The sequence below is a fragment of the Polynucleobacter sp. es-EL-1 genome (genome assembly GCF_018687975.1).
GTDB lineage: Bacteria > Pseudomonadota > Gammaproteobacteria > Burkholderiales > Burkholderiaceae > Polynucleobacter.
Genome location: NZ_CP061310.1, coordinates 374,328 through 389,565, shown reverse-complemented (window position 1 = coordinate 389,565; position 15,238 = coordinate 374,328). Strand labels below are relative to the sequence as shown.

General features: G+C 45.0%; 13 protein-coding genes. 6 read left to right on the top strand and 7 right to left on the bottom strand.

All coding sequences use genetic code 11. From position 1 onward, the window contains the following. Positions 1 to 52: 52 nt before the first annotated feature. Positions 53 to 700, top strand: a complete 648-nt coding sequence (locus tag FD974_RS02100; RefSeq protein ID WP_215365351.1) for a DsbA family oxidoreductase — start codon at positions 53 to 55, stop codon at positions 698 to 700. A 12-nt stretch (positions 701 to 712) separates the two neighbouring features. After that, positions 713 to 1,639 (top strand): LysR substrate-binding domain-containing protein, encoded by a 927-nt coding sequence (locus FD974_RS02095; protein ID WP_215365349.1) that lies wholly within the window; start codon positions 713 to 715, stop codon positions 1,637 to 1,639. A gap of 15 nt (positions 1,640 to 1,654) precedes the next feature. On the opposite strand, the gene FD974_RS02090 is transcribed toward FD974_RS02095, so the two are convergent. After that, on the bottom strand, positions 1,655 to 2,239 hold the full coding sequence (locus tag FD974_RS02090; RefSeq protein WP_215365347.1) for a DUF3501 family protein: 585 nt from the start codon (positions 2,237 to 2,239) through the stop codon (positions 1,655 to 1,657). Between the two features lie 27 nt (positions 2,240 to 2,266). Further along, a complete protein-coding gene (locus FD974_RS02085; RefSeq protein ID WP_215365345.1) occupies positions 2,267 to 3,604 on the bottom strand; it encodes a heterodisulfide reductase-related iron-sulfur binding cluster in 1,338 nt (445 codons plus the stop codon). 436 nt (positions 3,605 to 4,040) lie between these two features. Here FD974_RS02085 and FD974_RS02080 point away from each other — a divergent pair, with 436 nt between their 5' ends. Further along, a complete protein-coding gene (locus FD974_RS02080) occupies positions 4,041 to 4,478 on the top strand; it encodes a rubrerythrin family protein (RefSeq protein WP_114652135.1) in 438 nt (145 codons plus the stop codon). Between the two features lie 127 nt (positions 4,479 to 4,605). Here FD974_RS02080 and FD974_RS02075 read toward each other — a convergent pair whose 3' ends face one another. Beyond that, positions 4,606 to 5,154 carry an Rrf2 family transcriptional regulator gene (locus FD974_RS02075; RefSeq protein ID WP_215365343.1) on the bottom strand — a complete coding sequence of 183 codons (549 nt, stop codon included), beginning with the start codon at positions 5,152 to 5,154 and terminating at the stop codon, positions 4,606 to 4,608. Between the two features lie 181 nt (positions 5,155 to 5,335). Here FD974_RS02075 and ahpC point away from each other — a divergent pair, with 181 nt between their 5' ends. Both ahpC and ahpF read left to right on the top strand, forming a co-directional pair. Continuing rightward, positions 5,336 to 5,899 carry an alkyl hydroperoxide reductase subunit C gene (ahpC, locus tag FD974_RS02070; protein WP_215365341.1) on the top strand — a complete coding sequence of 188 codons (564 nt, stop codon included), beginning with the start codon at positions 5,336 to 5,338 and terminating at the stop codon, positions 5,897 to 5,899. Between the two features lie 113 nt (positions 5,900 to 6,012). Beyond that, positions 6,013 to 7,557, top strand: coding sequence for an alkyl hydroperoxide reductase subunit F (gene ahpF, locus FD974_RS02065; protein ID WP_215365339.1), 1,545 nt, complete (start codon positions 6,013 to 6,015; stop codon positions 7,555 to 7,557). A gap of 75 nt (positions 7,558 to 7,632) precedes the next feature. Here ahpF and FD974_RS02060 read toward each other — a convergent pair whose 3' ends face one another. Next, positions 7,633 to 10,539: an FAD-binding and (Fe-S)-binding domain-containing protein gene (locus FD974_RS02060; RefSeq protein WP_215365337.1), complete on the bottom strand. Its 2,907-nt coding sequence runs from the start codon at positions 10,537 to 10,539 to the stop codon at positions 7,633 to 7,635. Between the two features lie 142 nt (positions 10,540 to 10,681). Between FD974_RS02060 and FD974_RS02055 the strand changes: the two genes are divergently transcribed. Beyond that, positions 10,682 to 11,383 carry a haloacid dehalogenase type II gene (locus tag FD974_RS02055; protein ID WP_251374641.1) on the top strand — a complete coding sequence of 234 codons (702 nt, stop codon included), beginning with the start codon at positions 10,682 to 10,684 and terminating at the stop codon, positions 11,381 to 11,383. A gap of 11 nt (positions 11,384 to 11,394) precedes the next feature. Here the strand turns inward: FD974_RS02055 and FD974_RS02050 are convergent, their stop codons facing one another. From FD974_RS02050 to FD974_RS02040, 3 genes are read right to left on the bottom strand one after another with little or no spacing between them, the layout of a single operon-like run. Further along, entirely contained in the window at positions 11,395 to 11,793 is a 399-nt protein-coding gene (locus tag FD974_RS02050; RefSeq protein WP_215365333.1) for a VOC family protein, read from the bottom strand. A gap of 29 nt (positions 11,794 to 11,822) precedes the next feature. Then, complete coding sequence (locus tag FD974_RS02045; RefSeq protein WP_215365331.1) at positions 11,823 to 12,146, bottom strand: P-II family nitrogen regulator; 324 nt, start codon at positions 12,144 to 12,146, stop codon at positions 11,823 to 11,825. Next, on the bottom strand, positions 12,143 to 15,238 hold the full coding sequence (locus FD974_RS02040) for an efflux RND transporter permease subunit (RefSeq protein WP_215365329.1): 3,096 nt from the start codon (positions 15,236 to 15,238) through the stop codon (positions 12,143 to 12,145). The genes FD974_RS02045 and FD974_RS02040 overlap by 4 nt, the downstream gene beginning before the upstream one ends.

Sequence of the window (15,238 nt, the reverse complement as noted above, 5' to 3'; positions counted from 1 at the left end):
TGAGCAGTGAAGTGGCAAGCATTTATACCAATGCTTCTGTAGAATCGTTTGTATGAAACCCACTATCAAAATAGACTTTGTGTCTGACGTTGCTTGTCCATGGTGTGCCGTAGGTCTAGGCAATCTCAATAAAGCCATCGCAGCATTTGGTGATAAAGCGCAATTTGAGGTACGCTTTCGTCCTTTTGAGTTAAATCCGAATATGCCCAAAGGTGGCCAAGATGCTATCGAGCATCTCACTGAAAAGTATGGCCTTACCGAAGAGCAAGTAAAGGCGAATCAAGCCCAAATCAGGGAGCGCGCACTTGAGGCTGGGTTTCAGTTTCACCCAGATGGGCGAAAGCGGGTCTACAACACCTTTGACGCCCATCGCCTTCTACATTGGGCAGGTACTGATTTTGGCCCAGAGAAGCAAGCTCGCTTAAAAACTGAGCTACTCAAAACCTATTTCTGCTTGGCAGTCAATTTAGATGATCAACAAAACCTTCTGAATGCAGTGACTTCTGCTGGCCTTGATTCAGATAAAGCCAAACAGGTGCTCGAGAGTGGGCTGTTCGCAAATGAAGTGCGTGAAGAAGAGGCTCAATATACTGGCGCTGGAATTCATTCGGTACCATCCGTTATTCTGAATGATCAATACTTAGTCCAGGGAGCTCAAGCTCCAGACTCATTTATCAATGCATTTGAACAATTAATTTAGGTCGAAATAATAATGACTCTGACTGAACTACGTTACATCGTTGCTGTAGCCCGCGAGCGTCATTTTGGTAGGGCAGCTGATGCCTGTTTTGTTTCGCAACCCACCCTATCGGTGGCCATCCGCAAATTGGAAGAAGAGCTCAACACGCAAATTTTTGAGCGGACCAATACCGAAGTAGCAATGACTAGTTTGGGCGCCCTCATCGTAGATCAAGCCCAAAGAGTTCTTGAGGAGGCTAATGCCTTAAAGCATCTTGCCAAGCATGGTCAAGATCCCCTCTCCGGCCCATTACGCTTAGGTGCAATTTATACCATCGCACCCTATTTATTACCCAGCCTAGTCAGAATTGCTAGAGAGCGACTACCAAACGCCCCACTATTCTTGGAGGAGAATTTTACTGTTCGACTGCTTGAAGTCTTGCGACAAGGTGCCTTAGACTGCATCGTCATTGCAGAACCCTTTGCAAGCGCTGGTCTAAACCAAATTGATTTATACGATGAACCTTTTTTAGTAGCAGTTCCGAAAGGCCACCCCTGGGAAGATCGTAAATCCATTCCTCACCGTGAACTCAAAGAACAAAATACCTTACTTCTAGGAACTGGCCATTGCTTTAGAGATCATGTGCTTGGCGTCTGCCCAGAACTAAACCGCTTAGGCTCAGGCTCAACGATTGGTGAGCAGCGTAGTTTTGAAGGGTCCTCTTTGGAGACCATTCGCCAAATGGTAGTGAGCGGAATTGGTATCTCAGTGTTGCCAAGGACCTCAGCACCCGATCTTACAAACCAAGATCAATTGATAAGCTATATTCCTTTTGAAGATCCGGTTCCAACCAGACGAGTATGTCTCGTCTGGCGGAAAAACTTTCCTCGCGCCGCTGCAATGAATGCATTGGCAGAAGTTATTCGCGAATGCGCCCTACCTGGAGTTAAGTATATTTAAAGTATTGCTACTTTTTTAACTTAAATCAGAAACCAAAGAAGCAAGGGTTTCAGGTGGCAGGGTTTGAACATGCATCGGATAGCCCTTATGATCACAACCCACCATCATTTGAGCGCCAGCCTTTAAGGCTTTTTTCATATCATCTGTTAGATCAAAGCGCATGAAATGCACTGCAGAAGTTTTGTCAGCAGTCGAGCGCTCTAAATCTTCATCAGCAATAGCATAAACCCGTGGCTGACCCTCTACTTCAATAAACATTTGATGCTCAATACCGACTAATTTAGCGAGCGCAACTTTACGATCAGCCTCGTTAGGATATTCAATCATCATCGTTGCTTTAAAGTCAGAACCAGTTGGAACCAAAGGGTTGTAAGCATTTAATTCATCTTGGATACCATCTTCTTCAAAGGTTTTCTCAACACGTAACATTTCTTGAATCTGATAGCGCATCAAAAATTCATTTTCAAAGATCATGGTTAAGTGATCCCCAAGGTGTACTGTACGCAGACGACGTTCTTGAATTGCCTTCTCGCGAAATGCAGGACGCTCCTTGTGATAAGCCTCAAGACTTAAAAGGCTATCGCGTGTAATGATTCCCATGCTGGAATTTCCTTATATTTAGATGAATTAAAGACCGTAGGCCTTAGCAAGCAAAGTTAATGGATGAGCCATTTCTGATTTAGGCAAGCCCAATTCTTCCATACCCTGTTCGATATGGTGACCCGCGAGTTGGCAATCAGAACTAATGTAGTTTGGCTCTTCTTCAGCCATTCTTCTGAAAACAGGCTTACCAATCTTCATAGCCATATCGTGGAACTCTTTCTTCACACCCCAAGTGCCTGAGTGTCCAGAGCAACGCTCAACCACATTGACTTCAGTACCCGGAATGAGTTTCAGAGTTTCAGCAGTTTTTTGTCCGACGTTTTGTACGCGTGAGTGACAAGCCATGTGATAGCTAACATGACCCAACTCTTTGCTGAAGTCTTTCTTCAAGAGACCATCGGAATTGCGAGCCATAAAGTACTCAAACGGATCCCACATGGCATCTTTCACCAATTGCGTATCAGCACAATCAGGGAACATGAGCGGCAATTCCTGCTTAAACATCAAAGTGCAAGAAGGAATTGGAGTCAAGATGGCATAACCTTCACGCGCCAACTTCGCCAATTTTGGAATATTTTTTTCCTTGTTTTCAGCAACAGACTCCAAGTCACCGAGCTCAAGCTTAGGCATTCCACAGCAAGCTTCCTTATCCACTAATTCATAAGGAATTGCATTGTGCTTCAGAATCTTGATGAGATCTTGACCAATGCCAGGCTCGTTGTAGTTAATGTAGCAAGTCGCATAAATAGCTACCTTGCCAGGTGTTTTTGCCCCATCGATCACTGGCAGGTCTTCAGATTTTTTAGCCAATTGTGGGAATGTCTTAGGAGCATACTCTGGAATCCAGGCTTTCTTATCAACGCCCAAAGCGCCCTCCATCATGAGACGCGCTAAGCCGGTGCTATTAACCGCGTTCACAGTTTGTGTAACGATTGGAATACCTGCGAAATGGCCAAGCTTATCCGTAGAGGAAAGTAATTTATCGCGGAAAGTAGCTTTGTCATCTTTAAAGTTGACAGCCTTAGCTCGCAACATTAAGTGTGGGAAGTCGATGTTCCAAGGATGTGGCGGAACATATGGGCACTTAGTCATGTAGCACACATCACACAAGTAGCACTGATCAACTACCTTTTGATAGTCAGCCTTGTCCACCTGCTCCATTTCCAAATCTTCTGTTGCATCAACCAAATCAAACAAAGTTGGAAATGATCCACAAAGACTGACACAACGACGGCATCCGTGACAAAGGTCAAAAACACGCTCCATCTCAGCCTCTAAATCAGCCTTGTCATAGAACTTAGGGTTCTTCCAATCTAAGGGGTGTCTGGTTGGGGCCTCTAAACTACCTTCGCGAGTTGTCATTTATTTCCTCTACTAATTGAATGGGTGCAGCATGCACTTCTAACGTGGTAATAGTTTAGGTCTGTCTGGATCGATAGTGAAATTGTATTAATTAACAATCTTCATAGAAAATACCTAATTACGATGGCCTCCGATTCAAAATTGACAATAAAACCCCTTAAAAAACGATAGTAATCACTAACTTTTATGTCAGTTTTAGAGCAATTTGGACTTCCAGCCCTGCTAATTAGTGGCTATTTGAGCGCTATCACGCCGATATTCTCTTATATTTTATTTATTGAAAAGTTGATATCAGTTGCTTTTAACTATCACGTCCATACAAAAATATGATTATTCAAACTCCTAGATTTGTTCATAATCATCTTCAGGTGAACATTTAAAAGCACGTATTTTTGCTTTTCACCCAATTTCAACTAACCGTTTTTAGGAGTCAATCATGGCTAAATCCGTAAAAGGTACAAAGACTGAAGAGTCTTTGAAAGAAGCATTTGCTGGTGAATCACAAGCAAACCGTCGTTATTTGTATTTCGCGAACCAAGCTGATATCGCTGGTGCGAATGATGTTGCAGCAGTATTCCGCTCAACAGCTGAAGGCGAAACTGGTCATGCCCATGGTCACATGGAGTACTTGATTGAAGGCGGCGCTGGCGAGCCAGGTACTGGTATGCCTGCTAAGACAGTTGCTGAAGCATTGCAAGCAGCTATCGCTGGTGAAACTCATGAGTACACAGACATGTACCCAGGTATGGCTAAAACAGCACGCGATGAAGGCTTTGATGAAATCGCTGACTGGTTTGAAACATTGGCCAAGGCTGAGCGTAGCCACGCCAATAAGTTCACTAAGACTTTAGAAGCACACTTAGCAAACGCGTAATTTGCAAAGTAAGTGAACTACCTCCAATCGATCTACTCTTAGAGTAAATTGATTGGTAAGAAAAAAGCCTCTGAGTTCAACTTCAGGGGCTTTTATTTTGGGCCTATCAAATTTAAAAACCCGTGATTTAAGTTTTCTTTAAACGCAAGTATTTTCCGAATGAGAAAATCGAATTAGGACCCATCTGAGGTTTGATTTTTTTAGGCTGCGGCTTCTTGCTAACTTTCTCAGAGAGCTTCGTACTCGCCTTCTGCCTAGCCTGAGGCTTCATACATGGCAAGCCTTTGGTGCTAGGTTCAATTTTGATTATGGACTCCTGCAGCATCTTGTCAAGCGTAATCTCAGACATCTTCTCAAACATAAAAACTTGCAAGTCAGACCAAAGCTCTGCACCCAATTCTTTACCTAGCGTTTGCTCACCATCGATGATGCGAACGATATCCTTAAGAGAGACATTCTCAGGATTGACCACTAGCGAGTAGCCACCACCAGGCCCGCGATGACTTTGAATCATGCCAGCAGCTTTGAGTGCCGCAAAAATCAATTCAAGATAGGAGAGTGATAGACCTTGCCTCTGACTAATGAGTGGCATTGAAATCGCATAACCTTGCTTGGTATGCGCTGCAATATCCAAAAGGACATTGAATGCAATTTTGCTTTTACTAGAAATTCTCATAGCCTCAGCATACCCCATTCACCCAGAAATGCAATATATGACAACGTTCTGAACACTTTAATATATTGATCTATTTTATCGATTATTAGTATCAATATTATTTGTTATACAAATATATCAATTCCTTGCAGAATGACTCCTGTCTTGCAGCAAACCATTTTTTATTACAGGAGAAAAAACTATGTCGTTAATCAACACAGCAGTACAACCATTCAAAACTCAAGCTTTCCACAATGGCAAGTTCATCACGATTTCTGATGAAAACCTCAAAGGTAAGTGGTCAGTTTTGATTTTCATGCCAGCAGCATTTACCTTCAATTGCCCTACAGAGATTGAAGATGCAGCTGACAACTATGCTGAGTTTCAAAAGATGGGTGCCGAAGTGTATATCGTCACTACTGACACTCACTTTTCACACAAGGTATGGCACGAGACATCACCAGCAGTGGGTAAAGCGCAATTCCCATTGGTTGGGGATCCAACACACACTTTGACTCGCAACTTTGGCGTACATCTGGATGAAGAAGGCTTGGCATTGCGTGGCACATTCATCATCAATCCAGAGGGTGTCATTAAGACAGTGGAAATTCATTCGAATGAAATTGCACGTGATATCGCTGAAACCCTGCGCAAACTCAAAGCTGCTCAATATACCGCTGCTCACCCAGGCGAGGTATGCCCAGCAAAGTGGAAAGAAGGCGCAGCAACCTTGACTCCATCTCTAGATCTCGTCGGAAAGATCTGAGGATTCTGTCAGGCATTTAACCAAGCAGACTCTCTTGCGAGAGTCTATTGGAGAAAAGACATCAAGGTCTTTTCTCCAATAGATCACCGAAATTCATTCATTAGGAAAAGACCATGTTAGATAACAATATTAAATTGCAATTAAAAGCGTATTTCGAAAGAATCGTTAACCCAATTGAGCTCATCGCGACTCTTGATGACAGTCCCAAGTCGGCAGAGATGTTAGAGCTCTTAAACGAAGTGGCGGAGCAATCAGATAAAGTGACTGTGAGCACCACGGGAAATAGCATAAATATTCCCAGCTTTACCGTTGGCAAACGCGGTGAAGCGCCACGCATTCGTTTCTCTGGTCTCCCCATGGGTCACGAAATGACTTCATTCATCTTGGCTATTTTGCAGGCTAGCGGCTATCCACCAAAAGCGGAAGAAGCTATCTTGGAAAGTATTCGAGGTCTTACAAAGCCTATGCGCTTTCAGACCTTCATCTCTTTATCATGTCACAACTGCCCAGATGTAGTGCAGGCCTTGAATTTAATGGCGGCACTCAATCCCAATATTGAACATGAAATGATTGATGGCGCCCTCTATCAAAACTTGGTAGATCAATATCAAGTTATGGCTGTTCCAACAGTCATCATGAATGGTGAGGTATTTGGCCAAGGCCGCATGACGGTGGAAGAGATTGTGGCCAAGTTAGATACCAGCTCTTCTGCGCGTGATGCAGAAAAGTTTAATGCTAAGGAAACTTTTGACTCCCTCATCATTGGCGGCGGTCCCGCTGGTGCATCAGCAGCAATTTATTCCGCTCGTAAGGGCATTAAAACAGGCATTGTTGCTCAGCGCTTTGGTGGCCAGGTAGCGGATACCGTTGGTATTGAAAATTTCATTTCAGTAAAAGAAACTGAAGGACCCAAACTCGTTATGGCACTTGAGCAACACGTCAAAGAGTATGAGGTCGATGTCATGAATTTGCAAACAGCAACTCAACTTGAAAAAGTCGGGGATGAGTTGCAAGTGACGCTTGAGAACGGTGCAGTTTTAAAGAGTAAAACAGTTATTTTGAGTACCGGCGCACGTTGGCGTGAAATGAATGTTCCTGGAGAGCAAGAGTATCGCGGTAAAGGAGTTGCTTACTGTCCACACTGTGATGGCCCTCTATACAAAGGTAAAGATGTAGCTGTCATTGGTGGGGGTAATTCAGGGGTAGAAGCTGCAATTGATTTAGCGGGCATCGTCAAGCACGTGACATTAGTGGAGTTTGATACTAAATTGCGCGCTGATGCAGTGCTACAGAAAAAACTCCATAGCCTGCCAAACGTCACCGTGATTACCAATGCATTAAGTAAAGAGGTATTGGGAGCCAATGGCAAGGTAACTACCCTACGATATGAAGATCGTGCAAGCCAAGAAATGCATGACATCGCGCTTGAGGGTATCTTTGTACAAATTGGTCTATTGCCCAATACGGATTGGCTTAAAGGCACCATTGATTTATCTCCTCGTGGTGAGATTGTGATTGATGCCAAAGGCGAAACCTCAATGCCAGGGGTATTTGCAGCGGGCGACTGTACTACTGTCCCTTATAAGCAAATCATCATTGCCATGGGCGAAGGTGCGAAGGCTTCCCTCTCATCGTTTGATTACCTTATTCGCGCTTAGTAGTCGATGGATAGATAACTCAGCACCAGCACTTGATTGCGTAATATCTCCCGATTACTATCGGGAGATATTACATTAGACCTTGGATTGAGATTGATGCGCCATCTGTAAAAGCTCAGCCAAATGCTTCACTTTTCGGCCTGTTTCTTGTTCAATTTGTTCGCGACAACTAAATCCATTAGTCAGAATGATGGTGTCTTGATTGGCAGAACGAATTGCGGGTAAAAGCACTAATTCACCAACGGCTTTGGATAGCTCCACATGCTCTGGATTAAAGCCAAAAGAGCCTGCCATACCGCAACAACCGCTATCAATAAAATTGGCTTTAGCACCTAAAGCACTTAAAAGCGCGACATCGCCCTTAGTACCAAATAGGGACTTCTGGTGGCAATGGGAATGAACCAAAATATCGCAATCTAATGGCGGAGGAACATAGCCCTGTTCATGCAAGAAATCCCCCAGCAAATAGGTATTTGATGCCAAGCGCTTGGCCCTCGGGTCATCCGGGAAGAACTTCAGCAACTCATCTTTAAAGACCGACATACAACCAGGCTCTAGACCAACTACGGCAATTGGCGCATTCTCATCAGCTTGAATCTCACTACCAATGGCATCCAATATAGTAGCTAGCTTTTGCTTGGCTAAATCAAGATAGCCAAAATCATAGAGTGGTCGACCACAACATAAAGGGGTTTTTGGTAGTGTTGCTTCAAAACCAGCATGCCCCAAGACCTCCACAGCTGCATTAGCAACTTCTGGATGAAAGTGCTCACAGAAAGTATCAACCCAGAGAATGACTTTTTTCTGGCCTACCGAATTACTACCCGCCTTATTAAATTGCTTTCTGAAAGATTGAGATGCGAACTTCGGTAGACTGCGCTCTTGCGCTACGCCACCAATCCATTTAGCAACACTGGAGAGAATTGGCGTTTGCATCACACCGTTAATCAACCAGGAAAACTGGCTAGCCCATGGTGCCCAGTCACCAATACGCCCCATCGTTAAGGCTTGACGTGGTCTCGTATTTTTTTCATGATAGTGAGAAAGGAATTCGGCCTTATAAGAAGCCATGTCAACGTGGGCTGGGCAATCAGACTTACATCCTTTACAAGACAAGCAGGTATCCAGCGCCTCTTTGAGCTCCCGACTCTCCCAACCATCAGTAATGACTTCGCCCTGCAACATTTCCCAAAATAGTCTTGAGCGGCCTCGGGTGGAAAAGCGCTCTTCCTTTGTTGCTCGATAACTTGGGCACATCGTACCCACCTTCTCACTGCGGCATTTACCCATTCCAACACAGCGCTCAACCGCTCTTTGGAATCCATTTCCTTCTTGACTTAAAAAATTCAGACGGGTTTTGATATTGACTACTTTGTACTCTGGACCCATACGCAGATTTTCATCAACACGGTAGGGGTGAACTACTTTTCCAGGGTTGAGTCGATTCTGCGGATCCCAAATACGCTTGAACTCATGCATAGCCTCCATCAGCTCTTCACCAAACATGATCGGCAAAAACTCAGCTCTGGCTTGACCATCACCATGCTCACCGGTTAATGAACCGCCAAACGCAACAACGAGAGTGGCTGCATCCCGAATAAAGGATCTAAATTGTGTAACACCTTCTGCCGTGCGCAAATTAAACGTAATGCGTGCATGAATACAGCCATCACCAAAGTGGCCATATAAAGAGGTTTCATATCCATATGAATCTACCAGCTTTTGAAAAGCCCGTAGATACTCACCCAAACGCGTTGGATCTACTGCTGCATCCTCCCAACCAACAACAGGGTCTGGCGAGTTGGGATCGATTGAAAGATGGGTAGCAGAAGCACCATTCTCCCGAATCGACCAAATGCGTTTTTGCAATAGCGGATCTGGCACCAACCAAGAAGATGGCCTTGGGCCTTTTGTCCTGTTTTTAAAGTACTCCTGTGCGCGCTCAGCTTGAGCAATCGCGCCCTCCAGAGTGTCATCGCCAAACTCGACTACCACCCAAGCATTACCAGCCGGTAACAAATCAATCTCAGCCTTCGCTAAATTGCGCTGCTGCAAGCCACGAATAATTTTGTAATCCAAGCCTTCAATCGCAATCGGATTAAAGCTTTGGTATTCGGGTACAGCATCGCCAGCCAGATAAATATCGTCAAAGCCCAATACAAGCACAACGCGTTTGGCTGGGCTCTTTACTAACCTCACTTTTGCAGCAAGCGTTAATGCGCAAGTACCTTCAGTGCCAACGAGAGCTCGTGCTACGTTAAAACCATTTTCAGGAAGGAGTTGATCAAGGTTATAGCCAGATACCCGACGCTTGATATTTGGGAAACGCGCCCGAATTAAATCGGCATAGCGATTTCGTAAATTGAGAAGATCACTATAGATCTGAGCCTTTCGACCACCAGCCGCAATAATTTCTTCCAGCTCTTGATCTGATGTTGGGCCAACCCAAAAACGCTCTCCGTCATAGGTCAAGATTTCAAGTGCTTCGGTATTTTCAAGCGTCTTGCCCGCCATTACTGAATGAGCACCGCAAGAGTTATTGGCAACCATGCCACCTAGCGTGCAGCGACTATGGGTCGATGGATCGGGGGCAAAAGTTAAGCCATACACTTCAGCCGCATCTCTCAAGGAATCACAAATCACCCCTGGTTCCACCACTGCAGAACCAGCAGTAGGATCTAAAGACAGAATATGGTTGCAATACTTGGAGATATCAAATACGACCGCATTATTGACCGTCTGCCCATTCATTGAGGTACCAGCACCACGCATCAATACAGGCGCATGGTTGCGATGGCAGATCTCAATACCTTTAATAAATTCTTCAGTATTTCTTGGTGTTACTACCCCGATCGGAATCTGGCGATAATTGGACGCCTCAGAGGCATACACTGCCTGATGAGCGGTATCAAAATGTACCGAACTCCCTAAAGCAGCTGTTAACTCAACATTGAGCTGCTCCCACTGAGAAATACCACCCATGATTGTGTCCTTATTCGATCTAGCGCCCTTTTTGGGTCTCTCAGCATTCTAGCAATTCTTAGCAATATATGACTTGTATGACTTAAGGGGGGAAACCGAATAATGTCTGGCAAGATTTTTCAAGCTAATGAATAATCTACACATGAATACAAAACCAAAAGTTCTCGCATTTGATGTGTTTGGAACAGTCGTTGATTGGCATGGATCAATCGCTCATGAAATCAGGCGATTAAACCTACCTGCTGACCCAGAGGCTTTTGCGACTGCCTGGAGAAAGGGTTATCGACCCGCCATGGCGAGAGTTCGCTCTGGAGAGCTGCCTTGGACGAAAATTGATGATTTGCATCGCATGATTCTGAATGATGTGCTCAAGCAATTTGAGATCACCACCCTAGCCGAGCCTGAAATCCGTCACCTCAATTTGATTTGGCATCGCCTAACTCCTTGGCCAGAAGTCGTTGAAGGGCTAAAGAAGCTGAAATCACAATTCACCTTAGTAACTCTGTCCAATGGAAATCTAGGTTTACTGGCCAATATGGCCAAGAATGCTGGTCTACCTTGGGACCTCATTCTTTCTGCGGAAGTGTTTCGACACTACAAGCCCGACCCAGAGACTTATCTAGGGGTAGCGCAGACCTTCGATATTCCGCCTGAAGAGGTAATGCTAGTTGCCTCGCACAAAGATGATCTCGCCAGCGCCCATGCTTGTGGGCTACAAACTGCTTTTATTGAAAGGCCTTTGGAATTCGGCAAAGATCATATTCGAGATGACCTCCATCTAGAAAGTTTCACCAACTACCACGCAAAAGATTTTCTAGACCTTGCGCAGCAATTGGGCTGTTAACTTAATTCTACTTAGACGTATTCAGCTACTTCTACTAAATTCTGGTCTGGGTCACGCAAATACACGGAACGAATCGGTCCTAGCGCACCCCGTCTCGGTACAGGGCCCACATCAATCGGCACACCCTGTTTTGAAAGATGGGCAATGAAGTCATCTAAGGGAATCGCCGATATTAAGCAAAAGTCCCCAGAACCAATAGTCGGCACTCTTGCCTTGGTAGGCGTTTGGGTATTTTTATCTTGAAGATTGATCTTGAGTTGACCAAATCGCAATGAATAACGAGGCTGACCCTCTGGCCCTGTAAAAAACTCTCGCTCAAAACCTAAGGCTTTTTCATACCACTGGGTTGTGAGCTCAATATCGGTCACGGTTAAAACAATATGGTCAATGCGATCAATAATATTTTTCAAGCTTGTCTCCAGCGATCTCAAAAAGAAAGTTAAGGGGTGGTTTTGGCGATAAAGAATGCTTTAGGAACCTGCGTACACCAGACTACCCCATCACCAATTTGACCCGTCTGACACACTGTGACAATTCGATCCATAAATAACTCAGCAACTTCATCATTACAGACAATTTCAATTTTTACTTTAGCTGAGTAGTCAGTCAACTCTTCCTTGATATTTGACTTGCCCGTTCGATTAGGGGCGCTACAACCCTCGACCTTGGTGACTGTCATGCCTGGAAAGCCCGGAGTTTCTATGAGGGCTGTTCTGAGTGCCGCTAATTTATTGGGGCGAATAACCGCCTTTACTTCCATCATGCTTCCACCTCTTTATCTTCAAACCATCTATATAAGACGGGGAGTACTAGTAAGGTTAATGCGGTTGAGGTAATTAGGCCAGCAATTACTACCGCAGCGAGTGGCCGAGTGACTTCCGATCCTGGCCCCCCTGAAAATAACATCGGCACAAGAGCCAACATCGCCACAGACGCAGTCATCATGACCGGTCTAAAACGATGGCCACAACCATGTAATAGGGCATCCTCCATGCTGTAGCCATTTTCACGCAGCTGCTTGATAAAGGAAATCAAGACCACTCCATTCAAAACAGCAATACCCCATAGATTAATAAACCCTACTGCTGCAGGCACTGATAAGTACTCTCCGGTTAAGAACAATCCGACTACACCACCTATCGATGCAAAAGGGAGCACCAGAATGATGAGTGCTGCCAATCGTATCGATTTAAACAACATAAAGAGTAAGAAGAAAATCGCCAAAATGGTCAAAGGGATAATGATCATCAAACGGGCCATCGCACGTTCCATGTTTTCAAACTGGCCACCCCACTCTAAGGTATACCCTTCCGGCAACTCAACCTGCTTGGCAATGAGATCTTGAGCTTCTTTAACAAATCCCCCCAAATCTCGTCCGTCAACGTTTACACCGACCACTAAACGACGCTTACCTGCCTCGCGAGATATTTGTGCTGGACCATCTACTAAAGAAATTTCCGCTAAGTCACGCATCAGTACTTGGGCGCCATCTGGTGAATGCAAGATAATATTTTCAATGGCATCGACTTTGTCACGATAAGGGCCTGGGTAGCGCAACATCAGCGGAAAACGTCTCTCGCCTTCATAGACAATGCTAGCCTGCTTACCACCAATGGCCGTTTCAATGACCTCATTGACATCCGATACATTGATCCCGTAACGCGCAATCGCATCTCGATCAATTTTGATGTTGAGATAATTTTGTCCTGACACTTGCTCAATTCGCAAGTCATTACTTCCCTTCATCTTGGTTAGTATTTGACTGATTTCTGCGCCAAGCTTTTGCAAGGTCGATAAGTCGTCACCAAAAATCTTAATGGCTACCTGGGATCTAACTCCTGAAACCATTTCATCAACGCGAGCTGCAATCGGCTGTGAAATTGCCAATTCAATACCAGGCAAGGTTTTTAATTTATCGCGAATTTGCTGTGCAATCTCTTCTTGACTTAGCTTACGTTCACCCAAAGGCTTTAGGGTGACTATTGGATCCGATTCATTAGGTTGACCTGGATCTGCTGGTGACTCTCCTCGACCTAGTCGCGATACCGCCATCTTGACATCAGGGATGGTCATGATTCTTTTGATTGCCTCAAACTCTAATTTGATCGACTCATCCAAAGATATATTGGGGGCACGCACAATCACTGGGGTAATCGCACCCTCTTGCATCACCGGAATAAACGCCTTACCCAAGAGAACAAAGCCAACCAAACTGGCAGCCAAAGCCATCAATGATCTTTTGACGACGAGTTTTGGATTGGCCAAGCTCCAATGTAGCCAACGATCATAGGGTGCACGCATACGGGCTACAAGTTTGGTATCGTCCTCGCTACCACCCTTAAGGATGTAAGAACACAATGCAGGCGATAAGGTAAATGAGAGGATGAGAGAAATAGCTAATGCAATAGCAATGGTGATTGCCATTGGGGCAAACATTTTGCCCTCCATTCCCTCTAAAGAGAGCAGTGGCATAAACACCAAAATAATAATGCCCACACCAAAAAGAACAGGGGTGCCTACCTCAGAAGCGGCTTCCAAAATGATCCGGTTCTTTGATTCACCAGCTTTCAGTCGCTCACCCAGCTTGGCAAAGGTATTCTCAACAACCACCACCGATCCATCGACCATAATGCCGATCGCAATCGCAAGACCGCCCAATGACATTAAGTTTGCCGATATTCCATAACGGTTCATCACCAGGAACGTTAATAAGGGCGTCAAGATCAATGTCGCCACCACAATCAAAGAAGATCGAACATCACCCAGGAATAAGAAGAGCAAAATGATCACCAGGATCACACCTTCGATCAAAACCTTAGCCACATTAAACATGGCAGCATTCACTAAATCAGTACGATCATAGAAAGGCACGATCTGCAAACCATCAGGCAATAACTTACCTTCATTAATCTCTGCTACTTTTAATTTAATGCGATTAACGACTTCTCGGGCATTGCCACCGCGGATCATCTGCATGATGCCTGCCACGCTCTCGGTGTAACCATTTTTAATGGCAGCACCCTGACGAATTTCGCTGCCAATAGTCACTTCAGCAACGTTCTTCACATATACCGGAATACCTTTAACCTCTTTGAGAATAATTTTGTCAATGTCCTCTGGCTTAGTAATTAAGCCAATGCCACGAATCAAATAACGCTCGGCATAGGTTGGTAGCTGTCCACCACCCGAGTTCGCATTATTTCTAGCTAGGGCCTCATAAACTTCGCGCAGACTCACTTGGTAGTGACGTAAGCGCTCGGGATTTACCAATACCTGATACTCGCGAGCGTATCCGCCCTGAGTATTAATTTCAGCCACCCCTGGAACTGAGCGCAACATCGGGCGCACAATCCAGTCTTGAATAGTGCGGCGCTCTTCAAGCTCATCAACGGTGAGCTGCCTATTGCCATCGGAAGGATGATCTAAAGTGTATTGATAGATTTCACCTAAACCAGTGGAAGGCGGCGCTAAAACAGGGGTAATACCGATCGGCATTCTAGAAGCAACCTCAATCAAGCGCTCCGTCACCAATTGTCTTGCAAAGTAGAGATCGGTTTTATCGGTAAATACCAAGGTAATGACAGAGATACCGTTGCGATTCAGAGAGCGCATCTCAGTAAGACCAGGCAAACCGGTCATCGCCAACTCAATGGGAACAGTGACAAAGCGCTCCACTTCTTCTGGAGATCGGCCAGGCGCCTCAGATGCAATCTGCACTTGCACATTGGTGACGTCAGGAAATGCATCAACTGATAAACGCTTGGTAGCCAGCAAACCGGCCACCATTAATACCAGCGCAATGATGACGACTAAGAGTCGCTGCTGTAGGGAGAGACGGACTATTTTCTCAATCAT